This window comes from Caballeronia sp. LZ003 (genome assembly GCF_031451465.1).
Taxonomy (GTDB): Bacteria; Pseudomonadota; Gammaproteobacteria; order Burkholderiales; family Burkholderiaceae; genus Caballeronia.
Genome location: NZ_JARUXJ010000001.1, coordinates 1,100,772 through 1,125,706 on the forward strand (window position 1 = coordinate 1,100,772; position 24,935 = coordinate 1,125,706).

Here is a 24,935-nt window from a genome sequence, read left to right on the forward strand (position 1 = left end):
CAGGATTCGGTCGGGGCGGCGAAAGGTTTTCGCCGACTTTTGTTAATCAGGAGATAGGTAATGAGTAAATCCGTGGCCGACGTCATTCAGCTCGTCAAGGACGAAGACGTCAAGTTTGTCGATTTCCGCTTCACCGACACGCGCGGCAAAGAACAACACGTTTCCGTGCCGGTCTCGGCATTCGACGAAGACAAATTTGAAAGCGGCCACGCTTTCGACGGTTCGTCCATCGCCGGCTGGAAGGGCATCGAAGCATCGGACATGTTGCTCATCCCCGATGCGGATACCGCGTTCATCGACCCGTTCTACGAAGAATCCACGCTGGTTCTGACCTGCGACGTGGTCGAGCCGGCCGACGGCAAGGGCTACGAGCGCGACCCGCGTTCGCTGTCGAAGCGCGCTGAGGCATATCTGAAGAGCTCGGGTCTCGGCGACACCGCGTTCTTCGGTCCGGAGCCGGAATTCTTCATTTTCGACTCGGTGCAATGGAACACGGATCAGTCGGGCACGTTCGTCAAGATCGGCTCGGAAGAAGCGCCGTGGTCGTCGGCGAAGGAATTCGAAGGCGGCAACACCGGCCACCGTCCGGGCACGAAGGGCGGCTATTTCCCGGTCGCGCCGGTCGACACGTTCCAGGACATGCGTTCTGAAATGTGCCTGTTGCTCGAACAGATCGGCATTCCGGTCGAAGTTCACCACCACGAAGTGGCGGGCCAGGGCCAGAACGAAATCGGCACCAAGTTCTCGACGCTGGTTCAGCGCGCGGACTGGCTGCAGCAGATGAAGTACATCATCCACAACGTGGCGCATACGTACGGCAAGACGGCGACGTTCATGCCGAAGCCTATCGTCGGCGACAACGGTTCGGGCATGCACGTTCACCAGTCGATCTGGAAGGACGGTCAGAACCTGTTCGCGGGCAATGGCTACGCGGGGCTGTCGGAATTCGCGCTGTTCTACATCGGCGGCATCATCAAGCATGCACGCGCGCTGAACGCGATCACGAATCCGGGTACGAACTCGTACAAGCGTCTCGTGCCGCACTTCGAAGCGCCTGTGAAGCTGGCTTACTCGGCTCGCAACCGTTCGGCATCCATCCGCATTCCGCACGTGAGCAACCCGAAGGGCCGCCGTATCGAAACGCGCTTCCCGGATCCGCTCGCGAATCCGTACCTGTGCTTCTCCGCGCTGATGATGGCGGGTCTCGACGGCGTGCAGAACAAGATTCATCCGGGCGAAGCCGCGGACAAGAATCTGTACGACCTGCCGCCGGAAGAAGATGCAAAGATCCCGACCGTGTGTGCCGGCCTCGATCAGGCACTCGACGCACTCGACGCGGATCGCGAGTTCCTGACGCGCGGCGGCGTGTTCACGGATTCGATGCTCGACGCGTACATCGAACTGAAGACGAACGAGCTGCAACGTTATCGTCAGTCGGTGCATCCGGTCGAGTTCGAGATGTACTACTCGCTGTAAGCGCCGCCAACGCATGACGTCGATGCGCTTCGTAGACGGCTGGTCGATGAAGCGCGCGGCGCATGCCCTAGGCGAACACGAAAAAGGGACGGCGCGCCGTCCCTTTTTTAATCGCCGCGTGGCTGATGCGTGTCACATGCAGTCACAAAGAAAGAAGAAGATCGAGTTTCACGAGCGACCTCATTGGCCACCCTTTTTAAAGCTCGATGGTGCTTAAGAATCTGATCAAGGCCCGCAAAGGGCATGCCGACGCACTCTCCGACGACACCCAACTCGCGGGAACCGGTCTTCTGCCGGGACTCGAAGCGTTGCCGACCGTCGTGCTCGTGCTCGACAAACGCACGCAGCGCATCGCGTACGCGAACCCGTCGGCGGAGTCGATGCTGGAGATGTCGCGCAAGCAACTCACGCAGACGCACTGGCCCAATCTCTTCGCCAACTCCGAGGAATTGGCGACGACCATCGCATCCATCGCGGAAAACCGCTTCAACGCGACGCGGCTCGATGCCATGCTCGAACGCCCCGGGCGCGAGGCGTTTCACGTGCATGCGATCGTCGCGTATCTGGAAGTCGCCACCGATTACGTGCTGCTCGAACTCTTCGAGAACGAACGGCATTTGCGCACCGACCGCGAAGAGCGCATTCACGATCTCACGGCGGTGAACAAGCAGCTCATCCGCAACCTCGCGCACGAGATCAAAAACCCGCTCGGCGGCATTCGCGGGGCCGCGCAGCTGCTCGAGTTCGAACTCGGCGCGCGCGAACGCGACGAGTTGCGCGAATACACGCAGGTCATCATCAAGGAATCGGATCGGCTGCAGACGCTCGTCGATCGCTTGCTGGAACCGCACCGGCATCCGCATATCGTCGGCGATGTGAACATCCACGAAGTCTGCGAGCGCGTGCGCGCGGTGATCCTCGCGGAGTTTCCGCGCGGCCTCACCATCGAACGCGATTACGACGTGAGCGTGCCCGACCTGCGCGGCGACAAGGAACAACTGATTCAAGCGCTCCTCAACATCGTGCGCAACGCGGCCGAAGCGTTGAGAGAGCGCATCTCGCAAGGCGACGCGAAGATCGAACTGCGTACGCGCATTGCGCGCAAGGTGACCATTGGCAAAAAGCTGCACATACTGGCATTGGACTTGCATATCACTGACAACGGTCCCGGCATTCCTAGTGAGATTCGCGACCGGATTTTCTTTCCGCTCGTGTCGGGCCGGGAAGATGGCAGCGGTCTGGGTCTTACGCTCGCGCAGTCGTTCGTGCATCAGCACGACGGGCTGATCGAAGTGGAGAGCAAGCCCGGTTGCACCGAGTTCGCCATGCTGTTGCCATTCGGAAACTGAGGATCATCGACCTGAATCCAAACGACGCACATTCCTGGCCGCCAATTTACGACGCGATTGCGCTCCAAGCCTTGAAGCCTGACCGTTTCGACGGGCTCACACCGAACCACACGAAGACTTCTCGCCGAACGATATGAAGCCGATCTGGATAGTAGACGACGACCAATCAATCCGATGGGTGCTTGAGAAAGCACTCGCACGTGAGAACTTCACGACGCGCAGTTTCTCCGGCGTGCGCGATGCGCTCGCCGCGCTCGAGCACGACAGCCCGCAAGTGCTCGTCTCCGACATCCGCATGCCAGGCGGCTCGGGCCTCGAATTGCTGCAAACGGTGCGTGACCGCTTGCCGGGCTTGCCAGTCATCATCATGACGGCGTTCTCGGATCTGGATAGCGCGGTGGCCGCATTCCAGGGCGGCGCGTTCGAATATCTCGCGAAGCCTTTCGATGTCGACAAGGCCGTCGAGCTGATCCGCCGCGCCGTCGACGAGTCCATGCGCGGCGAGTCCGCCTTCGACGAGCGCGTGACGGAAACGCCCGAGATGCTCGGCCAGGCGCCGGCCATGCAGGACATGTTTCGCGCCATCGGCCGATTGTCGCATTCGGCGGCGACCGTGCTCATCACGGGCGAATCAGGCACCGGAAAGGAGCTTGTCGCGCGCGCCTTGCACCGACATAGCCCGCGCGCGAACGGACCGTTCATCGCGCTGAATACGGCGGCGATTCCGAAGGATCTGTTGGAATCCGAACTATTCGGTCACGAGCGCGGCGCGTTCACCGGCGCGCAGGCCATGCGGCAAGGGCGTTTCGAGCAGGCGGAAAACGGCACGCTGTTTCTCGATGAAATCGGCGACATGCCGTTCGACTTGCAGACCCGCTTGCTGCGCGTGCTCTCCGATGGACAGTTTTATCGCGTGGGCGGACACAATCCGCTCAAGGCGAACGTGCGCGTGATCGCGGCGACGCATCAGAATCTCGAATCGCGCGTGCGGCAGGGTTTGTTTCGCGAGGACTTGTATCACCGGCTCAACGTGATTCGCCTGCGCTTGCCCGCGTTGCGTGAACGCAGCGAAGACATTCCCTTGCTCACGCGGCATTTTTTGCAGAAGAGCGCGCGTGATTTGGGCGTCGAGCCCAAGCGCGTTTCGGATGAAGCGATTGCTTATCTGGCGTCGCTGCCGTTTCCGGGCAACGTGCGCCAGTTGGAGAACTTGTGCAACTGGCTGACGGTGATGGCGCCCGCGCAAGTCATCGAGCAGAAGGACTTGCCACCCGACCTCACGCCGCGACAGGACTATGCGTCGGCGGAGAGCATTGCGGTGTTGCCCGATGGCGCGATGACGGCGGGGCCCGCAGTCACCAACGGCGTCGCGGCGCCGTTGGCCGAAACGCCGGCTGGCGTCTGGGAGAACGGCTTGCGCACGGAAGTCGCGCGCCTTTTGCGTGAGAATTCGGCCGATGTCATGGACGAACTCGCGCGCCGTTTCGAGGCTGCCGTGATTCGCGAAGCACTCGACTTCACGCGCGGCCGGAAAGTAGAAGCGGCCGAGCGTCTGGGCATTGGCCGCAATACCATCACGCGCAAGATTCAGGAACTGCATCTGGACGCGTGATTTGGAGCAGATGGGGTCAGCCGAGCGTCGCGATCACCGGCGCGTGGTCGGATGGCTGGTCCCATTTGCGCGGCGCTTTATCGACTTCGCATGAAGTGCATAGCGCCGAGAGTTCCGCCGACAACAAGATATGGTCGATACGCAGACCCATATTGCGGCGGAACGCCATCATTCGATAATCCCACCACGTGTAGAGCTTTTCGGGCTGCTTGAACTTGCGGAAGGCATCGGTCAGGCCGAGTTCGACGAGTTGCACGAAGTGCGCGCGCTCCTCGGGCGATACGAGATTCTGTCCTTCCCACGCTTTCGGGTCGTGCACGTCGCGGTCGTCTGGCGCGATGTTGTAGTCGCCGAGTAACGCGAGCTTCGGATGATGCGCCATCTCACCGCGCAGCCATTCACGCAGCGCGTCGAGCCAGCGCATTTTGTAGGCGAACTTCTCGGTGCCGGGCGCCTGGCCGTTCGGAAAATACGCCGACACAATGCGCACGCCTTCCACCGTCGCCGCGATCACGCGCTGCTGCAAATCCTCGAAACCGGGGATGTTGCGAATGACGTTCACCTCGTCCACTTCCATGCCGTCGCGCACCAGAATGCCGACGCCGTTATAGGTCTTCTGTCCCGCGAACCAGCTTTTGAAACCGACAGCCGCGAGTTCGGCGCGCGGAAACTTTTCGTCGGGGAGCTTGAGTTCCTGAAGACACAGGACGTCGACGTTGGAGGAAGCCAGCCAGTCGATGACGTGCTGCTGGCGGACTTTGAGCGAGTTGACGTTCCAGGTGGCGATTTTCATGGGGACGACGATTATCTTTGGTTCTGGTGAGGTCGAGTGCGCCGGACTTCGTGCGCAAGGCAATTCAAGTGCGGATAGCCATCCCGAATGATACCGCCATGTCATGGCGGATCGGCTTCGGCAGCCTGGCGCGTGCTTCGCGAAGCTGCGGTCGAAGCGCCTCTTTACACCATTTTTACACCGCCCCCTCCAACCTTATCCAACCCTTTACGCGTCCTCCCCTAATCTCCACCCTATCCGAAAACCGATAGGGGAGAACGTCTCAATGGACCTGCTTTACCTCGCCGGCATAGCCCTGTTCTGGGCCCTGTGCGTGGCCCTCACGCGTGGCTGCGCGCTACTGCGCAACCGCGTTCAGGGAGGCCGCGCATGAACGCCTGGATGATGTGGCTCGCCGCCGCCTCGACGCTGCTGCTCTTCGCGTACCTCGTTTATGCGCTTCTCGACGCGGAGAACCTAGAATGAACGCCAATTCGCTGATGCAGACAGCACTCTTCATCGTCGTGCTGATCGCGCTCGCCATCCCGCTCGGCCGATACATCGCGAACGTGCTCGATGGCTCATCGGTGATCGTGAGAAAGACACGACCCGTCGAACGATTCATCTACCGCATGGCCGGCGTCGACCCCGAAGCGGAAATGTCGTGGAAGCACTACGCACTCGCCGTGCTGCTCTTTAACGCGCTCGGCACGCTCGCGCTGTACGGCTTGCTGCGCGTGCAGCATCTGCTGCCCGCCAACCCGCAAGGCTTCGGCGCGATGACGCCCGACGCCGCCTTCAACACCGCCGTGAGCTTCGTGACCAACACGAACTGGCAGGACTACGGCGGTGAAAGCACGCTCGGCTATCTCGCGCAAATGCTCGGCCTGACCGTGCAGAACTTCCTTTCGGCGGCGACGGGCATCGCCGTCGTCATCGCGCTGATTCGCGGTTTCAAGCGGCATTCGGTGCAGACCATCGGCAACTTCTGGGTCGATCTCACGCGCACAACGTTGTACGTGCTCGCGCCGCTTGCTGTCGTCGTGTCGGTGTTGCTCGTGAGTCAGGGCGTGATCCAAAACTTCAAGGCGTATCGGGACGTCTCGACGCTGCAAGTCACGACGTATCAGACGCAGTCGACGGACGCGCAAGGCAAGGCCGTCACGCAAACGCTCGAGAACGACAAGCAAACGCTGCCGATGGGCCCCGTCGCGTCGCAGGAAGCCATCAAGATGCTCGGCACCAACGGTGGCGGCTTCTTCAACGCAAACTCCGCGCATCCGTACGAGAACCCGACGCCGTTTGCAAACTTCGTGCAGATGCTCGCCATGCTCGTCATTCCGGCGGCGTTATGCGTCGTCTTCGGGCGCATGGTCGGCGACAAGCGGCAAGGCTATGCGGTGCTCGCGGCCATGACCATCGCGTTCGCCGCCGCCTGCTGGAGCGAGATCGCGGCGGAACAGTCGGCCAATCCGGTCTATGCGTCGCTGCATGTCGATACGACCGCGTCCGCGCTGCAATCGGGCGGCAACATGGAAGGCAAGGAAACGCGCTTCGGCATTGCGCAATCGGGCATCTTCACGGTGGCGACGACCGCGGCCTCATGCGGCGCCGTCAACAACATGCACGATTCGCTGACGCCGCTCGGCGGGCTCGTGCCGATGCTGCTCATCCAGCTTGGCGAAGTGATCTTCGGCGGCGTCGGGTCGGGGCTTTACGGCATGCTCGTGTTCGCGTTGCTCGCGGTGTTCGTCGCGGGGCTGATGATCGGCCGCACGCCCGAATACGCGGGAAAGAAGATCGAATCGTTCGAGATGAAGATGGTGTCGATCACCATTTTGCTCACGCCGTTCATCGTGCTCGCGGGCACCTCGATCGCCGTGCTGAGCGTGGCGGGAACGGCGGGTATCGCCAATCCCGGCGCGCACGGCTTCTCCGAAGTGCTCTATGCCTTCAGTTCCGCCGCCAACAACAACGGCAGCGCGTTCGGGGGCCTTTCGGTGAACACGCCGTTCTATAACGTCCTGCTCGGCATCGCGATGTGGTTCGGCCGCTTCGGTTCGATCATTCCGGTGCTCGCCATCGCGGGATCGCTCGCGGCCAAGAAGCGCCTCGCGGTGACGGCGGGCACGCTGCCCACGCACGGACCGCTCTTCGTCGTGTTGCTGCTCGGCACGCTGGTGCTGGTCGGCGCGCTCACGTACGTCCCCGCGCTCGCGCTCGGGCCGGTCGTCGAGCATCTCGGCATGATCGCCGGCCACTGAATCTCGAGGAAAGCATGAATCAAATGAATCAAGCGCCGCTGCATCGTCCGGACAATACCGGGCAGACGCGCACGGCGGCCCGTTCGATGTTCGATCCCGCGCTCGTGAAGCCCGCGATCGTCGATTCGTTCGTCAAGCTCGCGCCGCGCACGCAGTTGCGAAACCCCGTGATGTTCTGCGTGTACGTCGGCAGCATTCTCACGACCGTGCTCTGGATCGCCGCGCTCGCGGGCCAGGCCGAAGCGCCCGCGGGCTTCATCCTCGCGATCGCGTTATGGCTGTGGTTCACGGTGCTCTTCGCCAACTTCGCGGAAGCGCTCGCGGAAGGGCGCTCGAAGGCGCAGGCGGCGTCGTTGCGCAACGCCAAGCACAACGTGGTCGCCAAAAAGCTCAACGAGCCGCATCCGAAGTCGCCGATCCGCATCGTCGCATCGACGGATCTGCGGCGCGGCGATGTCGTGCTCGTCGAAGCCGGCGACGCGATTCCCGCCGATGGCGAAGTGATCGAAGGCGTGGCATCGGTCGATGAATCCGCGATCACGGGTGAATCCGCGCCCGTGATCCGCGAGTCGGGCGGCGACTTCTCGTCGGTGACGGGCGGCACGCGCGTGCTGTCGGACTGGATCGTCGTGCGAGTGAGCGTGAATCCGGGCGAGGCGTTTCTCGACCGCATGATCGCCATGGTCGAAGGCGCGAAGCGTCAGAAGACGCCGAACGAAATCGCGCTCACCATCTTGCTCGTCGCGCTCACGCTCGTCTTGCTGTTCGCCACCGCGAGCCTCTTGCCGTTCTCCATGTTCGCCGTCGATGCCGCGAAGGCGGGCCACGTAGTGAGCATCACCGCGCTCGTGGCCTTGCTCGTCTGCCTGATCCCGACGACCATCGGCGGCCTGCTGTCCGCCATCGGCGTGGCGGGGATGAGCCGCATGATGCAGGCGAACGTCATCGCGACCTCGGGCCGCGCGGTCGAAGCCGCCGGCGATGTCGACGTGCTCCTGCTCGACAAGACCGGCACGATCACGCTCGGCAACCGGCAGGCGTCGTCGTTCGCGCCCGCGCCGCGGGTCGATGAACGCGAACTCGCCGATGCCGCGCAACTCGCCTCGCTCGCCGACGAAACGCCGGAAGGACGCAGCATCGTGGTGCTGGCCAAGCAACGCTTCAACATCCGCGAACGCGACATGGCCACCTTGCACGCGACGTTTCTGGCGTTCTCCGCGCAGACGCGCATGAGCGGGGTGGATCTTCCCGACCGCGAGATTCGCAAGGGCGCGGCGCTCGCGGTGAAGAAGTACATCGAGGAACACGGCGGGCGTTTTCCGCAGGAAGTGCAGAGCGCCGTGGATGAAATCGCGCGACGCGGCGGCACGCCGCTCGTCGTCGCGGAACGCATGCTCGAAGGCGGCGCGCGCGCGCTCGGCGTGATCGAGCTGAAGGACATCGTGAAGGGCGGTATTCGCGAGCGCTTTGCCGAACTGCGCAAGATGGGCATCAAGACCGTGATGGTGACGGGCGACAACCGCTTGACCGCCGCCGCGATTGCCGCCGAAGCGGGCGTCGACGATTATCTCGCCGAAGCCACGCCGGAGACGAAGCTCGCGACCATCCGCGCGCATCAGGCCGAAGGGCGGCTCGTGGCGATGACCGGCGACGGCACCAACGACGCGCCCGCGCTCGCCCAGGCCGATGTCGCCGTCGCGATGAACACCGGCACGCAGGCCGCGAAGGAAGCGGGCAACATGGTCGATCTCGATTCGAATCCGACCAAGCTGATCGAGATCGTCGAGATCGGCAAGCAGATGCTGATGACGCGCGGTTCGCTCACCACGTTTTCCATCGCCAACGACGTGGCCAAGTATTTCGCGATCATCCCGGCCGCGTTCGCGACGACGTATCCGCAATTGCGCGTGCTCGACGTGATGCATCTCGCGTCGCCGTCGTCGGCGATTCTCTCGGCGGTGATCTTCAATGCGCTGATCATCGTGTTTCTGATTCCGCTCGCGTTGAAGGGCGTGAAGTATCGCGCGCTCGGCGCAGCTTCGCTCTTGCGGCGTAATTTGCTGATCTACGGGCTGGGCGGCATCGTGTTGCCGTTTCCGGTCATCAAGCTGATCGACATGACCATCAGCGCACTCGGCTGGCAATAATGGAGATGAACATGAAGAACCTCTTGCGTCCCGCGATCGTGCTGCTGCTCGCGCTGACTGTCGTGACCGGCTTGCTTTATCCGGCCATCGTGACGGCGCTCGGACAGGCGGCGTTCTCGCATCGGGCGAACGGCAGCATCATCGAGCGAGATGGGAAGGCGGTCGGTTCGGAACTGATCGGCCAGCAATTCGATGCCCCGCGCTACTTCTGGGGCCGTCTCTCGGCGACCACGCCGAACCCGTATAACGCGAGCGCGTCGAGCGGCTCGAACCTCGGTCCGACGAATCCCGCGCTCGCCGATGAGATCAAGTCGCGGATCACCGCGCTCGACGATCCGGCGTCCGCGCCTGTCGACCTCGTGACGTCTTCGGGCAGCGGGCTCGATCCCGAGATCAGTCCGGCAGCGGCGGCGTATCAGGTCGAACGCGTGGCGAAGGCGCGCGGCCTGCCGCGCGCACGGGTCGAAACGCTCGTCGCGCGGGCAACGTCCGGTAGACAGTTCGGTCTCTTCGGAGAGCCGCGAGTGAATGTGCTTAAATTGAATCTCGCGCTCGACGATGTTCGATGATCGATCACGCTTGAAGCAATCCGCCGCCCACGATGACCCGTCCCACTCCCGATGAACTCCTCGACAAGCTGCAACGTGAGGAAGCGCAGCGTCAGCGCGGCCGGCTGAAGATTTTTTTCGGAGCATCGGCGGGTGTAGGCAAGACGTTCGCCATGTTGCAGGCCGCGCGGCGTTTGCGCGAAGAGGGTGTCGACGTGGTCGCGGGCGTCGTCGAAACGCATGGGCGGAAAGAGACGCTTGCGCTGCTCGAAGGAGTCGACGTTCTGCCGCCTGCGCGCATCGAGTATCGCGGGCGGCTTCTCGCCGAATTCGATCTCGACGCCGCGCTCGCCCGCAAGCCGCAACTGATCCTCGTCGACGAACTTGCGCACGCGAACGTGCAAGGTTTGCGGCATCTGAAGCGCTGGCAGGACGTGCAGGAACTGCTCGATGCGGGCATCGACGTATACACCACGGTCAATGTCCAGCACCTCGAAAGTCTCAACGATATCGTCGGGCGTATCACCGGCATTCGCGTATGGGAGACGGTGCCCGACCGCGTGTTCGATCGCGCCGACGAAGTCACGCTCGTCGACCTGCCGCCCGAAGAGTTGCTCGACCGTCTGCGCGACGGCAAGGTCTATCTGCCGCAACAGGCCGAGCATGCGGTGCGCAACTTCTTTCGCAAGGGCAATCTCATCGCGCTGCGCGAACTGGCGTTGCGGCGCACCGCCGATCGCGTGGATGCGCAGATGCGCGAGTATCGTGCCGATCAGTCCATCGAGCGCATTTGGCGCGCGCGCGAACGGCTGATCGCGTGCATCGGTCCGGGCCCGGAAAGCGCGGCGCTGGTGCGTGCGGCGGCGCGGCTCGCGAGCGCGCTGAAGGCGGACTGGCTCGCGGTGTACGTGGAGACGCCGCGCCTGCAACGCCTTCCCGATGACACGCGTCAACGCACCTTCGACGCCCTCAAGCTCGCCGCCGAACTCGGCGCGGAAACCGTCACGCTGGATGGCGCCGATGCGGCGGCCACGCTCATCGCTTATGCGCGCATGCGCAACGTGTCGAAGCTCGTGGCGGGTGCGTCCTTGCCCGGCGGATGGCGGCGCCTCTTCGATACGCCGATGACCGAGCGCATCGTGCGGCAGGCGGCGGATATCGACGTGACGCTCGTGTCCACCGGTCCACGCGACGAACCGCGCACGAACTACGCAATGTCGTTTACCGCGCATTCGCCGCCGCATGCGTACCTTCTTGCGCTCGTCATCGGTGCGGCCATTACGGTCGTCGCGAACTTCCTGGAAGCGCGCCATTTCGCGATCACTAATCTCGTGATGCTGTATCTGCTGGGCGTGATCTTCGCGGCGGTACGGCTCGGACGCGGGCCGGGCGTCATGCTCTCGTTTCTCTCCGTCGCCGCGTTCGATTACTTCTTCGTGCCGCCGACGCTGTCGTTCTCCGTGACGGACACGCAGTATTTGCTGACCTTCATCGTGATGCTGCTGACTTCGCTCACCATCAGCCATCTCACGTCGAGTTTGCGGCGCGAGGCGCGCATTGCATCGCAACGGGAACGGCGCACGAGCGCCATGTACGCGATGACCAAGGAGCTTGCGGCCGCGTTGATGACCGAGCAGATCATCGAGATCGGCACGCGCCATGTCGCGGAGATTTTTCAGGCGAAGGTCGCGATTCTGCTGCCCGATGCCGCCGAACAAGTGCGCCAGAAAGTGGGCGAGCCGAATCCCGACACGGCGCTTGATGCCGCGCGTCTGGATATCGATATCGCGCAGTGGGTCTACGATCAGCAAAAGCCCGCGGGACATGGCGCGGAAACGCTGCCAGCCGCTGCGGCGCTCTACTTGCCGCTCAAGGCGCCGATGCGCACGCGCGGCGTGCTCGCGCTCGTCACGGGACGCGAGGCCGAATTCGCCGTGCCGGAGCAGCGGCGCATGATCGAAACCTTCGCGGCGCAAATCGCGCTGGCGCTGGAGCGCGTGCATTACGTGGAGATCGCGCAGGACGCGCTCGTCAACATGGAATCGGAGCGCATGCGCAATGCCTTGCTGGCCGCGATATCGCACGATCTGCGCACGCCTCTGACATCGATCGTCGGCTTTGCGTCGTTGCTGGAGGGCGGGGCGTCGGAAGCGTCGTCGCGCGAGCTGATTCATGCGATCCACGAGGAAGCGTTGCGCATGAGCGGGCTCGTGACGAATCTGCTCGACATGGCGCGTTTGCAGGCGGGCGCGGTGCGGCTCAACCGTCAATGGTCGATGCTCGAGGAGACCGTCGGCGCGGCACTCAACGTCATGCGCCGGACGCTCGCCGGCCGTCCGGTGCAGGTGCGCGTTCCCGCCGATCTGCCGCTTCTCATGCTCGATGCCGTGCTGATGGAGCGGCTCTTCGCGAACCTTCTGGAGAACGCGGCGAAGTACACGCCTGCGGGTTCCGCCATACGCATAAGCGCGGCGGCCGAGCAGGATGGCGATGGCCGCGTCGTGCGCGTGTGTATCGACGACGACGGTCCGGGCGTGCCTGCCGGTAGCGAAGGGCGCTTGTTCGAGAAGTTCACGCGTGGGGAGAAGGAGTCGGCGAAACCGGGCATCGGGCTTGGGCTTGCGATCTGCCGGGCGATTGTCGAGGCGCATGGCGGGCGCATCGGCGCGGAGAATCGTGCCGATGGCGGCGCGCGGTTCTGGTTCACGTTGCCGGTGGAGGAGGCGATGCCTAGGGACATGCCGCAGGACGAGGAGGCTGAAGCGCCGCAACGGGATGGCGATATGGCGGGTTGAGCGGCGTGATGGCTCGAGCCGGAAATCTCGCGTGTCGGGCGCGCGGTCTTTTCGATTAACGTTTACCTTGCGGCTCCGTAGACGAACCGGACGCGTTCTCACGATATCGGACGCGCAGACGACGAGCGGTGCTGCCCGGCTCAATAGGGTCGTCGCCATTCACGAATGCCATGAATCAGCGGGCACACTTTGGCTTCCTGTAGACCTCGGCCGTCTGGCGGCGTGCCGAAGCCCGCGCCTCCATGCGATCATGCCATTCGCCGCCACGCTCACAAAACGCCATGACCGATCCTCAACCGACGCTCGAAGGACCGCGCGTTCAGCTTCGCCCGCTGCAACGCGATGACGCCCAAGCCTTGCTCGATGCCGCCGCCGACGGCGAGCTCTGGAATCTCGCGGTCACCGTCGTGCCGAACGCCGACACCATCGCCCGCTATATCGATGCCGCGCTCGCCGGTCGCGATGCCGGCACCGTCATGCCATTCGTGATCGTGCGCCGCGATACGGGCAAGGTTGTCGGTAGCACGCGCTTCTGGAAAATCGATCGCGCGAACCGCAAGCAGGAGATCGGTCATACGTGGCTCGCGGCATCGGCGCAACGCACGGGCATCAACACCGAAGCCAAGCTGCTCCTGCTCACGCACGCGTTTGAAACCATGCAGTGCGTGCGCGTGCAGTTCACCACCGACGAACTCAATGCGAAGTCGCGCGCGGCGATACTCGGCATCGGCGCGAAACAGGAAGGAATCGTGCGGCACGAACGCATCATGCCCGATGGCCGCAAGCGCAACTCGGTGCGCTTTTCGATCATCGACGACGAATGGCCCGGCGTCAAAGCGACGTTGCTTGCCAAGCTCGAAGGCCAGGCGTAGCGGGGTCTTTCTCCGCGCGTGCATGAAGGCGACGAAGTGGCGCGTGAGCGCATCGTCGCGTGCGCTTTGCCATGCGAGGCGATGCGCCTTTTCGCTAGTACGCCGCTCTGCCGCGCGAGACGAGCACGCGCTTGTAACGCGCGTCATCCGGCAAGGTCGGCACGTTGTCTTAACGTGGCATCTGTCCTCCAAACGCCGCAACATCGCAACGCACAGCCCACTAGCGCGCTTTGCGCGTCATCCAAACAAGCCCGCACGGCTTTTCTGTCCCGCTACAATCGGACGAACAGCCTTACAGCGGAGGGTTCTAACATGGATCTCATCATTCGCCGCGCGGCGCTCGTGCGCGGTCGCGAATTGGTCGACATCGGCATGGAAGCGGGACGCATCGTCGCCATCGAGCCGCATTTGAGCGCCACCGCGCGCGAGGAAATCGACGCCGACGGTTCGCTCGTCACCGCGCCTTTCGTCGATGCCCACTTCCACATGGACGCGACGCTCTCTTACGGCTTGCCGCGCGTGAACGCGTCCGGCACCCTGCTGGAAGGCATCGCGCTGTGGGGCGAACTCAAGCCCGAACTCACGCAGGAAGCGCTCGTCGAACGCGCGATGCAATATTGCGACTGGGCGGTCGGGCGCGGCTTGCTCGCCATTCGCACGCACGTCGATGTCTGCGATCCGCGTCTGCTCGCGGTCGAAGCCTTGCTCGAAGTCAAGCGGCGCGTGAAGCCGTATCTCGATTTGCAACTCGTCGCGTTTCCGCAAGACGGCGTGCTGCGCAGCGCCGGCGCGTTCGAAAATCTCAAGCGCTCGATTGCGCTCGGCGTCGATGTGGTCGGCGGCATTCCGCACTTCGAACGCACCATGGCCGACGGTGCGGCGTCCGTGAAACTGCTGTGCGAATACGCGGCGGAGCAGGGTTTGCGTGTCGACATGCACTGCGACGAATCGGACGATCCCATGTCGCGTCACATCGAAACGCTCGCCGCCGAAACGCACCGGCTCGGTCTGCAAGGCCGCGTGACCGGCTCGCATCTTACGTCCATGCATTCGATGGACAACTACTACGTGAGCAAGCTCATCCCGCTGATTCGCGAGTCGGGCGTCGCGGCGATTGCCAATCCGCTCATTAACATCACGTTGCAAGGCAGATCGGATACGTATCCGAAGCGGCGGGGCATGACGCGCGTGCCCGAGCTGATGGCGGCGGGCGTCGATGTTGCCTTCGGACACGACTGCGTGATGGACCCGTGGTACAGCCTGGGCTCCGGTGACATGCTTGAAGTGGCGCACATGGGATTGCACGTCGCGCAGATGACGAGCCAGGACGGCATGCGCGCCGCGTTCGATGCGGTGACGACGACGCCTGCGCGCATTCTGGGCATCGAAGGTTACGGGCTGGAAGTGGGATGCAACGCGGATTGCGTCGTGCTCGACGCACGCGATCCGATCGAAGCCATTCGCCTGCGCGCGGCGCGCGTGGCCGTGGTGAGACGAGGAAAGGTCGTGAGCCGAAGTCCTGCCGTGCGCGCAACGCTTGCGCTGGAGGGACGGCCGCCAAGCGTCGACTTCAAACTCTGGCGCTAGGCGGACAATAACGCGGATAAAAACGAAGGGGGCCGAAGCCCCCTTTTCGATTTATCCCGCCATGCCGTTATGCCTCAACAGCGCGTCGATGTTCGGCTCGCGTCCGCGAAAGGCCTTGAACGAATCCATCGCGGGACGGCTGCCGCCGACTTCGAGAATCTCCCGGCGATACCGCGTTCCCGTCTGCGCGTCCAGCACCGAACCGTTCGCGAGCTTCGCGGCTTCCTCGAACGCGGCGTAGGCATCGGCGGAAAGCACTTCGGCCCACTTGTAGCTGTAGTAGCCGGCCGCATAACCGCCCGCGAAGATATGGCTGAACGTGTTCGGCCAGCGCGAAAACGAGGTTTGCGGAATCACGTGGAACTTCTCGTTGATCTCGCGCGCCAGGTCGTTGACGTTCTGCGTGCTGTCCGCCGGATCGTAAGACGTGTGCAGGACGAGATCGAACATGGAGAACACGATCTGCCGCAAGGTGCCGAGACCGCTTTGGAAATTCTTGGCCGCCAGCATCTTGTCGAAGAGTTCGCGCGGCAGCGGTGCGCCCGTTTCGACGTGCGACGACATGTCGGTCAGCACGTCCCACTCCCAACAAAAGTTCTCCATGAACTGCGACGGCAATTCGACCGCATCCCACTCGACGCCGTTAATGCCCGACACGCCCATTTCCTCGATACGCGTCAGCATGTGATGCAGACCGTGGCCGAATTCATGGAACAGCGTGATGACTTCGTCGTGGGTGAAGCACGCAGGCTTGTTGCCGACGGGCGCCGAGAAGTTGCAGGTGAGATAGGCGACCGGCGTCTGCACGCCGCCTTGCGCGCGCTTGTGGCGTGAGCGGGCGTCGTCCATCCATGCGCCGCCGCGCTTGCCTTCGCGCGCGTACAGGTCGAGGTAGAACTGCGCGACGAGCGTGCCGTCCTGGTTTTCCACACGGAAGAAGCGCACGTCCTTGTTCCAGACGGCGGCTTCGTCACGGCGGATCGAGACGTTGAAGAGCGTTTCGGTGACCTTGAACAGCCCCTTGAGCACGGCTTCCTGCGGAAAGTACTGCTTCACTTCGTTCTCGGAGAACGAATAGCGCTTCTGACGCAGACGCTCCGCCGCAAACGCGATGTCCCACGGTTGCAGTTCGGGCATGCCGAGTTCGGTGGCGGCGAACGCGCGCAGTTCCATCCAGTCGTTTTCGGCATAGGGACGCGCGCGCTTTGCGAGGTCTTCCAGGAACGCGATCACTTGCGCGGGCGACTCGGCCATCTTCGGTGCAAGCGACACTTCCGCGAAGTTCTGGTAGCCAAGCGTGCGCGCTTCTTCGAGACGCAGCGCCAGGTTCTCCACGATGTTCCGCGTGTTGTCCCACTCGGCCCGGCCCTTGCCGTAGGTCTCGCCGAGTTCCGACGCACGCGTGACATACGCGCGATACATCGCCTCACGCATCGGCCGATGCTCCGAATACTGCAGCACCGGGAAATACGACGGGAAGTGCAGCGTGAACTTCCAGCCTTCCTTGCCTTCGCGCTGGGCGGCTTCGTGTGCCGCTTCGATCACGTCGTCGGGCAGGCCTGCAAGTTCGCTTTGCTGCGTGACGTAATACGCATATGCGTTGGTCGAATCGAGCACGTGATCCGAAAACGCCTTCGAGAGCGCGGCCTGTTCTTCCTGCAACTGGGCGAAGCGCGGCTTGCGGTCCTCGGAAAGCTCCGCGCCGGACAGACGGAAGTCGCGCAGCGAGTTCTCGAGAATCTTCTTGCGCTCGGGGGAGAGGCTCTCGAAGTCGGGGCCGGCCGCAATCGCCTTGTACTTTTCGTAGAGGGCGAGATTCTGACCGACGCTCGCCGAGAACTCGGTCACGCGCGGCAGATTCGCGGCGTGAGCGGCACGCAGTTCGGGCGTGTCCGCCACCGCGTTCAGATGGCCGACGACTCCCCACGCGCGCGACAGCTTCTCCGATTCGAGTTCGACTGCCTCCACGATATCCGTCCAGGTGGCGGGCGTCTCGGGCGCGCTCGCGCGATCGACGGCGGCTTTCGCGGCGGCGAGCAGCACGTCGAGCGCGGGCGTCACATGTTCGGGCTTGATGTCCCCAAAACGCGGCAGGTCGGAAAAATCGAGCAGCGGATTGGCTGCGGCGTTCGTGGTGGCTTGGATGGTATCGCTCATGACTCTCCCTTACTTGCTAATACATGCTGATTCGGGTGCGGGCGCGAGGCGCCCAAACCTTCGTTCGTTTGCTCTATTCGAGCATTATTTAAGGGCGGCGTGGGCAAAATCCAATGTTTTGTTTTTAACGGGCCGATTAATGGATGAAATTCTTTTCGTGCCAGCTCCGGTCGCTTGGTCGCTTGGTCGCTTGACCGCTCAGTCGAGCGCCGCGCGTTCGGCCGCTTCGACGGTGTTGACGAGCAACATGGTGATGGTCATCGGTCCGACGCCGCCCGGCACCGGCGTGATGAAGCCGGCCACTTCCTTCACGTTCGCAAAATCCACGTCGCCGCAGAGCTTGCCGGCATCGTCGCGATTCATGCCGACGTCGATCACCGTTGCGCCCGGCTTCACCATGTCGGCGGTTAGGATATTGCGGCGGCCCGTGGCGGCCACGACGACATCGGCGTTGCGCGTGAAGCTGGCGATATCGCGCGTCTTGCTGTGGCAGATGGTGACGGTCGCGCCCGCTTCGAGGAGCAGGAGCGCCATGGGCTTGCCGACGATATTCGAGCGGCCGATCACCACCGCGTTCGCGCCCTTCAGGTCGATGCCGTGCGCCTCGAACATCTTCATCACGCCATAGGGCGTGCACGGGCGAAAGAGCGGCTTGCCCGTCAGGAGCGCGCCCGCGTTGGCGACGTGGAAGCCGTCGACGTCCTTTTGCGGCGCGATCGCTTCGATCACCTTATGGCTGTCGATATGCGCGGGCAGCGGCAATTGCACGAGAATGCCGTGGATCGCGGGATCGGCGTTCAGCTTGTCGATGTGCGCGAGCAATTCGTTCTCGGCGAGCGTCGCGGGAAAGCGGTCGAACACCGAATGCAGGCCGTTGTCGTGGCACGCCTTGACCTTGTTGCGCACGTAGACCTCGCTTGCCGGATTGTCGCCCACCAGCACGACCGCGAGGCCGGGTTTTTGGCCGCGAGCGGTGAGGGCGGCGGCGCGCCGGGCGACATCGGCGCGAAGAGTCTTGGAGAGGGCGTTGCCGTCGATAAGTTGGGCAGTCATGGCGAATCGGATTCGGATCGAGGATGGGCGAGAGAGATGTCCGGGCGTCGGACTCGCAGCGCCCGGCGCGATGATGCCGCGTTTGTTCGCGGGCATCGCCGGGTGTCTTCGCACCCTGGGGAAGGGCGAAATTATACCGCCGAGGGCTTCGTGGCGTTCTGGGCGGTGCGCGTCGCCGCTCCGATTCGGCGACGCGCGCATCGTTCAGGCCGGCCTTCTCACTGCGCGACCGGCTGCCACGACGAATCCGGATCGAACGACTTGATCGCCGCCGCCGTGCGCGGCGTCGCTGCGCCCAGATTCTTCTCGTACGCCTGCCCGTCCTGATTGACGATGAACGACATCACGCCCGTCTGCCCATACTTTGCCGGCCACGCGATCATGGCGAAACCCCGGCTCAGGTTTCCGTCCTGCAGGTAGTTCATCGCGCCGCCTTTCGCATGCGGCCCCTGCGCCGTGAGAATGCGGTAGTGATAACCGTAGTAGGCATCGGCCGTGTCGGTCTTGTCGGGCATGGTGGCGGCGAGCGGGCCGAGCGGGCTTTCGGGTTCACCGGGCGCGGCGTCCCAGTAAAGGCCGTCGTGCGTGCCGTGCGTGCTCAGAAAGCGCAGCGCGTAGTGGTTCGTGAGCTTCCGAAAGTCGTTTTGAGCATCGACGAAAGCGAGCGCGACCTGGATCACCGAACGCTCGTTGCGGCCAATGCGCCGCGTCAGCACTTCATCGCGCGCGGCGGGCATGTCGAAGCGCCAGCCCTGGGCCGCCTTCACGAGCGGGATCGGCAGCGTCCAGCCGCTGTCGCCCACTTCCACGTGCGCGCTGCGACGGCCGCCGAGCGGCTTGGCATCTTCGACGATGCGATGCCCCTTGGCCCACGAGCCAAGGTACTGATAGATATCCTGCTCGCCGATGCTGTCGGTCGGCACATACTGCGCGTGGTCCTTGCCGAGCACCTTGGAAAGCGCGGTTTCGTCGTTGGAGGCGATGGCATCGGTGAGCGCCTCCGCGGCGGCTTCTGGCGACGGATAAATGGCCTGCGCGTGCGCGAGCATGGGCATCGACAACGACATGAAAGCGAGTGCGGCGCAGAAGGCGCGTGAAAGTGCGAGTGCTTGGTTAAACGTCATCTCAGGCTCCTGTAGCGGATGGGGACATGGGGCGCGACACGATCAACGGCGATGAAAACCTCCGCCACCGCCAAGTCCGCCACCGCCGTGAAAACCTCCGCCGCCGAAGCCGCCTTCGCGCTGCACGCCGCCGCCGCCCGCACCAAGGCCTGGGCGCTGCACGCCGCCGCCGTTGTCGCCCACGCGATTCTGCTGACTCGCGAACGACTGCCTGCTCGCTTGCCCGCGCTGAGCGTCCTGCCGGGCCGTATTGCCGTCGCCCGCGCCGCGCAGCGCGTTATCGCGATTCACGCTCTGCGCACGCTGCCGCACGCCGTTGTTGTCGAGCGCGTTCTGACCGCCGCCTTGCCGAATGTTCTGCACGCGCTGACTCGCATTCTGGTTGAGGTTCTGGCCGGTGCGCTGCTGCAGCGTCTGTGCGGCCTGCGCGCGGGCGTCGTTACGGCCGCGATACTGATCGCGGTTGGCCGCGCCGAGATTCTGATTGTTGAAGTTGTTTTCCCGGTTCGCGACGTTGTTCCGGTTGAACTGCGGGTCGTTGCGGTTCCAGTTCACGTTATTGCTGTTCGCGTTCAGGCGATTGTTCACGTTGATGTTGTTGTACCGATTGACGTTCACGTTCACATTGCCGTGGTTCCAGTCGCAATTGCCCCACAACGAATTCGCAACCGCGATGCCCGCGCCGAACGCGAGCCCCGTCGCGAATCCGGTGGCGATCGCATAGCCGGGCGGCGGCGGCACGTACACCGGCGGATACGCGGGATACGGCCACGCGCCGTACACGACCGTCGGGTTGTAGGTCGGCACGTAGACCACTTGCGGATTGGCAGGCTGAATCTGGATAGTCTGCTGCTCGACCACGATCTTCTGCTGCTCCGTGCTCTTGAGATTGCCCGCTGTCTGCGCGGCGCGGCGCAAGCGCTGCACGGAGTCCATCACGTCGCTCGGCTGCGCAATGAACGCGTTGCCAAGTTGCGTCATCCAGTCGGGCTTGGATGCCATCGTCGCGAGCGCCTGCGGGAAAGCAACGAGCGATTGCACGCTCGGGTCCCACGGCTCGGACTGCACGGCCTTGACGGCATCGTCGCCCTTGATGTTCGAGTTGGTCTTCGACCATTGCGCGGCCTCGGTGACCTCTTGCGGATACGTCGACGCCATCAGCACTTGCGCGAGCAGCGCATCGGGATAAAGCGCGACGGGCGCGGTGAGCGCGTCGAGTTGCTGATTGCCGAGCTTGGGCGCCGTACTGGCCGCGCCTTGAGTCTGCGCAAGCACGGACGAGCAATGCAGCGCGGCGAGCGGCATGGCGGCAAGCGCCGCGCACAGCGCGAGCATGCGGGCTTGCCGCGCGGGCCGGGTCAAACGGGTGCGATGAGCGGTCAATTTCAGTTCCTCCGTTGCACGGTATTCGATGCTTCGGGCGCGACCTTGGCGCCCGACAGACACGCACACGCCGCCGCATGACGCGACATGCGCGAGAGATGAGCGTGAACCAGCGGGATGGACTGGCGGTACGAAAAGTAAGAGCGAAGCCGATGAAGGCAGTGAAGCGAAGCAAGCACCGAGGCAATCACGCTGCTTTTGGCAGCACTCAATTCAAACGTTTGCCCGCGTGCCGAAGCACCGTTTGAAAAGGCGACGAATGCGTTGTCGTGCATGACCTCGTTCCCGTAAGGAGGGTGCGGTCAAGTTACGGGCCGCCCTTGTAATGTGTCAACGTGATCCACGAAATATCACGTTTTGCATGCGCGGACAACGAAGGAATGCCGAGAGAAGGGCGCGTGAATTGGAAGCGCAAATACGCATACGGCCAGCATCGAATGCCGGCCGTATGGTTGAAGGTTGCCTTTAGGCAATGAACTACGGTTATTGCTGCTGCGGCTTGTTTGAAAGCGCGAGACGCAGAAGGTCGGCAACGGTATTCACGGACAGCTTCTCCATGATGTTCGCGCGATGCGCTTCCACCGTCTTGATGCTGATGCCGAGATCGTCGGCGATCTGCTTGTTCAGCCGCCCGGCGATGATCCGCTCCAGCACCTGATGCTCGCGCGCCGTGAGCTTGCCAAGCCGCTCGGCGGCCGCGCGTTGCTGCTGCACGCTGCTGCTTTCGTTGCGCGCTTTTTCGAGCATGCGCTCGACGAGTTTGCGCAGTTCGGCTTCGTCGAAAGGTTTCTCGATGAAATCCATCGCGCCTTTCTTCATCGTCGAGACGGCCATCGGCACATCGCCGTGACCGGTCACGAAGATGATCGGCAGAAGCGAATTCTCGGCGATCAGCTTTTCCTGCAACTCGAGGCCGGTCATGCCGGCCATGCGCACATCGAGAATCAGGCACGAAATGGCGCCCGAATGCGCGATCGGCAGATAGACGTCGAGGAACGATTCCGCGCTCGAAAAACACTGCACGCGATACCCGTTCGCCTCGAGCAGCCAGCGCAACGAATCACGCACGGCTTCGTCATCGTCCACGACAAAGACGGTTTCCTGAGTGGTGACTGGACTGCTCATAGTTCTCCCGTAACTGTTTGTTGTCTCGTATGTTCGCTTTGCGACCCGGCGTTGCCGCCCGAGTCCGTGCCCGACCCATCCACTTCGCCGATCGGCAGGCTGCAATGGAAAGTCGCGCCGGTCACGTGTCCGTCCGATTCGACATTGTTCACGACCCAAAGGCGGCCGCGATGCGATTCGATGATCGAACGGCAAATGTTCAGCCCCATGCCCATGCCATCGGACTTGGTGCTGTAAAACGGTTCGAAGAGACGCTCGGCGGTGGCTTCATCCACACCCGGGCCCTGATCGACCACGCTGATGCACACCACGCCGCCGTCGAGCCGCTGCACGATCACGCGGATGACGGGATCGACGGCATTCGGTTTTGCATCATGCATTGCTTCGGCTGCGTTTTTCAACAGATTCACGAGCACTTGTTCGATCAGCACGGGATCGACGTAGATCACGGGCATGCGCGAGCGGATTTCCGTGACGATGCGAATCTTGCGTTTGCGCGCCTCGATTTCGGCGAGACCGACTGCATCCGCGACGATATCGGCCACGCGCGTCGCCTGCCGCTTCGGCTCGCTGCGCTTCACGAACTCGCGAATGCGCTTGATGATCATGCCTGCTCGCACCGCCTGCTGCGCGGTTTTTTCGAGCGCGGGCAAGAGCGATTCCTGTGTCATGCGCCCGGATTTCACCAAGGCGACGCAGCCCGAACAATAGTTGTTGATGGCCGCGAGCGGCTGATTCAGCTCATGCGCGAGCGACGACGCCATTTCACCCATCGTCATCAAACGGCTCGTGAACTGCAGCTTCTCTTCCTGCTGATGCGCGAGTTCCTGCGCCTGCTTGCGCTGCGTGATGTCGGTCGCGATCTGCATCTGCGCGAGATGGCCGTCCACCCACTGAATGTACTGGCGGCGCACTTCGAACCACTTCTGGATGCCTTCCACATAGACTTCCTGCGCGTCGGCCGAGCTTTCGGTCAGCGCGGTGGCGGGCAGTCCGGCGTAGGTATCGACCATGTCGATGGTGTCCGACGAACTCAGCTCCGACGAACCCGAAGCGCCATCGAAACCGGCGCCCGCAAGCTGCAAGTGCCCGTCCGGACGAATGCCGAAGAGATGCCGGTAATAGCGGTTCGCGAACAGCAGTTCGGCTTCGTCGGCGGCGAGAACGGAGACGGCGGCATCGAGACTTTCGAGCACCGTGGTGAAGCGTTCGTGGGCGGCGGCGAGCTCTTCGCGCGCGCGCTTGGGTTCGGTGATGTCCGTCATCGACGACATCCAGCCGGTCTGGCGGCCCGAACTGTCGATCAACGGCGACACGTAAAGACGCGCGTGGAAGAACGAACCGTCCTTGCGGCGCACGCGCAACTCGAAACCGGAAGAGGGCGCCTTGCCGCGCAGCGTCATGTCGAGTTGGCGCTGCATCTCGGGATAGGCATCGCGCGGCCAGTATGGAAACGGCGCGTTCTTGCCGACGAGATCGCTTTCGTCCCAACCCGTCATGCGGCAGAACGCGGGATTCACGTGCGTGATGCGGCCGTGCATGTCGAGCACGCGCATGCCGATCAAGACGGAGTTTTCCATCGCGCGGCGGAAGAACGCTTCGGCGTAAAGCGCCTGTTGCGCCTCGAAGCGCTGACGCGTGTGCTTCCAGAGACTCCACAAGCTCCAGAGCACGAAGCACGACAGGCCGGCGACGAGCCACACCAGTGTGTTGTTCGTGAAGTTCGTGAGCTGCGGATACGAATACACGCGCACCGACAACCCCTGGCCGGGCGGATCGAGCGGCAGATCGTAGAACATGTCGCGCGGCAGGCGTGGACGGCTCGATGTCGTCGCGAGTTCGCGATTGTTCAGATCGGTGATGGAGATCTTGTACTTCGCCGACAGCTCGCTCGGAATGTCGTGCTTCAGAATGCCTTCGATGGAAAACACCGCCGCGATGGACCCGAGGAATTCGCGGTCGCGAAACACCGGCGTTTGCAAGGTGATGTAGCCGTTGCCGAGGTCGTCGTAGAGTAAGGGCGAATAAACCTGGCGACGCGTCGTGCGCGCTTCCTCGAAGGCGGCCTGCACCGCTTCGTCCATCTGCGTGTCGTTGGGTTTGGCGAGCCGCGACCCGAGTACCGGCAGCGGCGTATTGGGCCAGCGCGGTTTGTGCTGGCTCGTGTACCAGTTCATGTAGAGGATCTCGGGATGCCCCTGCATGATGTCGGTGGAAGACGTTTGGAATGTCTGAGGGTCGCCATGACCGCTTGCGATGTCTCGCGATAACGCCTGGATCTGCTCTTGCGCACCCGTCATCGAAAGACGAATCTGTTGCTGGGCCCAGGCGACGTTCCGATATAGCGTGTCTTCCTGCTGCTGCTGCTCGCGGCGGTTGAGACTCCAGAGAATCAGGCTCATGACGACCAGAAAAACGAGGATCGAAATGAGCGGCGTGAGTAAATAGGAGTTCGACCACCACGGTCCGTGGTGCCAGCGGGTGGGCGACGAGTCGGTCGGCTTGCGCGCGACCCGCGCCGAGCGTGCGAGAAGCCGATCGGTCAACATGGAAGCGATTGTAACGCAGCGTCTGATTGTTAATTAGCGTAAAAAGGTGCTAGAGACGGCTCAATTGCGGGAAAAGGAGGAGAAAAGTCTGATTAAAAAAGCCTTATCGGACGGTGCATTGC

Annotated in this window: 17 protein-coding genes; 10 read left to right on the top strand and 7 right to left on the bottom strand. The window is 63.0% G+C overall.

Going from position 1 to position 24,935, the window contains the following annotated elements:
- Positions 1 to 60 precede the first annotated feature (60 nt).
- From glnA to ntrC, 3 genes are all read left to right on the top strand, one after another.
- Positions 61 to 1,476, top strand: coding sequence for a type I glutamate--ammonia ligase (glnA, locus tag QCE79_RS05080; protein WP_244827585.1), 1,416 nt, complete (start codon positions 61 to 63; stop codon positions 1,474 to 1,476).
- A gap of 206 nt (positions 1,477 to 1,682) precedes the next feature.
- Entirely contained in the window at positions 1,683 to 2,825 is a 1,143-nt protein-coding gene (gene glnL / locus QCE79_RS05085; protein ID WP_309842379.1) for a nitrogen regulation protein NR(II), read from the top strand.
- Positions 2,826 to 2,958: 133 nt separating this feature from the next.
- Positions 2,959 to 4,437, top strand: a complete 1,479-nt coding sequence (ntrC, locus tag QCE79_RS05090; RefSeq protein WP_309842381.1) for a nitrogen regulation protein NR(I) — start codon at positions 2,959 to 2,961, stop codon at positions 4,435 to 4,437.
- A gap of 16 nt (positions 4,438 to 4,453) precedes the next feature.
- Here the strand turns inward: ntrC and xth are convergent, their stop codons facing one another.
- Positions 4,454 to 5,230: an exodeoxyribonuclease III gene (gene xth, locus QCE79_RS05095; protein ID WP_309842384.1), complete on the bottom strand. Its 777-nt coding sequence runs from the start codon at positions 5,228 to 5,230 to the stop codon at positions 4,454 to 4,456.
- 369 nt (positions 5,231 to 5,599) lie between these two features.
- Between xth and QCE79_RS05100 the strand changes: the two genes are divergently transcribed.
- The 7 genes from QCE79_RS05100 (at position 5,600) to QCE79_RS05130 (ending at position 15,422) form a co-directional block, all read left to right on the top strand.
- Positions 5,600 to 5,695: a potassium-transporting ATPase subunit F gene (locus QCE79_RS05100; protein ID WP_244827589.1), complete on the top strand. Its 96-nt coding sequence runs from the start codon at positions 5,600 to 5,602 to the stop codon at positions 5,693 to 5,695.
- Positions 5,692 to 7,473, top strand: coding sequence for a potassium-transporting ATPase subunit KdpA (gene kdpA, locus QCE79_RS05105; RefSeq protein ID WP_309842388.1), 1,782 nt, complete (start codon positions 5,692 to 5,694; stop codon positions 7,471 to 7,473). The genes QCE79_RS05100 and kdpA overlap by 4 nt, the downstream gene beginning before the upstream one ends.
- Before the next feature lie 14 nt (positions 7,474 to 7,487).
- Complete coding sequence (gene kdpB, locus QCE79_RS05110; RefSeq protein ID WP_309842391.1) at positions 7,488 to 9,620, top strand: potassium-transporting ATPase subunit KdpB; 2,133 nt, start codon at positions 7,488 to 7,490, stop codon at positions 9,618 to 9,620.
- 11 nt (positions 9,621 to 9,631) lie between these two features.
- Complete coding sequence (gene kdpC / locus QCE79_RS05115) at positions 9,632 to 10,189, top strand: potassium-transporting ATPase subunit KdpC (RefSeq protein ID WP_309842394.1); 558 nt, start codon at positions 9,632 to 9,634, stop codon at positions 10,187 to 10,189.
- A gap of 32 nt (positions 10,190 to 10,221) precedes the next feature.
- Positions 10,222 to 12,963, top strand: a complete 2,742-nt coding sequence (locus QCE79_RS05120; protein ID WP_309842398.1) for a sensor histidine kinase KdpD — start codon at positions 10,222 to 10,224, stop codon at positions 12,961 to 12,963.
- A gap of 281 nt (positions 12,964 to 13,244) precedes the next feature.
- The gene (locus QCE79_RS05125; RefSeq protein WP_250464325.1) at positions 13,245 to 13,835 is read left to right on the top strand and encodes a GNAT family N-acetyltransferase; all 591 of its coding nucleotides are present in this window, start codon (positions 13,245 to 13,247) and stop codon (positions 13,833 to 13,835) included.
- A gap of 312 nt (positions 13,836 to 14,147) precedes the next feature.
- Positions 14,148 to 15,422: an amidohydrolase family protein gene (locus QCE79_RS05130; RefSeq protein ID WP_244827594.1), complete on the top strand. Its 1,275-nt coding sequence runs from the start codon at positions 14,148 to 14,150 to the stop codon at positions 15,420 to 15,422.
- A 51-nt stretch (positions 15,423 to 15,473) separates the two neighbouring features.
- On the opposite strand, the gene QCE79_RS05135 is transcribed toward QCE79_RS05130, so the two are convergent.
- From QCE79_RS05135 to fixL, 6 genes are all read right to left on the bottom strand, one after another.
- A complete protein-coding gene (locus QCE79_RS05135) occupies positions 15,474 to 17,579 on the bottom strand; it encodes a M3 family metallopeptidase (protein ID WP_309842402.1) in 2,106 nt (701 codons plus the stop codon).
- A 198-nt stretch (positions 17,580 to 17,777) separates the two neighbouring features.
- Positions 17,778 to 18,632, bottom strand: coding sequence for a bifunctional methylenetetrahydrofolate dehydrogenase/methenyltetrahydrofolate cyclohydrolase FolD (gene folD, locus QCE79_RS05140; RefSeq protein ID WP_309842404.1), 855 nt, complete (start codon positions 18,630 to 18,632; stop codon positions 17,778 to 17,780).
- A gap of 218 nt (positions 18,633 to 18,850) precedes the next feature.
- Positions 18,851 to 19,756, bottom strand: a complete 906-nt coding sequence (locus QCE79_RS05145) for a DUF2950 domain-containing protein (protein WP_404989047.1) — start codon at positions 19,754 to 19,756, stop codon at positions 18,851 to 18,853.
- Positions 19,757 to 19,798: 42 nt separating this feature from the next.
- Positions 19,799 to 21,061 (bottom strand): DUF3300 domain-containing protein, encoded by a 1,263-nt coding sequence (locus QCE79_RS05150; protein WP_309845199.1) that lies wholly within the window; start codon positions 21,059 to 21,061, stop codon positions 19,799 to 19,801.
- Between the two features lie 561 nt (positions 21,062 to 21,622).
- Positions 21,623 to 22,264, bottom strand: coding sequence for an oxygen response regulator transcription factor FixJ (fixJ, locus tag QCE79_RS05155; RefSeq protein WP_244827597.1), 642 nt, complete (start codon positions 22,262 to 22,264; stop codon positions 21,623 to 21,625).
- Positions 22,261 to 24,813 (bottom strand): oxygen sensor histidine kinase FixL, encoded by a 2,553-nt coding sequence (gene fixL / locus QCE79_RS05160; protein WP_244827598.1) that lies wholly within the window; start codon positions 24,811 to 24,813, stop codon positions 22,261 to 22,263. The genes fixJ and fixL overlap by 4 nt, the downstream gene beginning before the upstream one ends.
- Positions 24,814 to 24,935 lie beyond the last annotated feature (122 nt).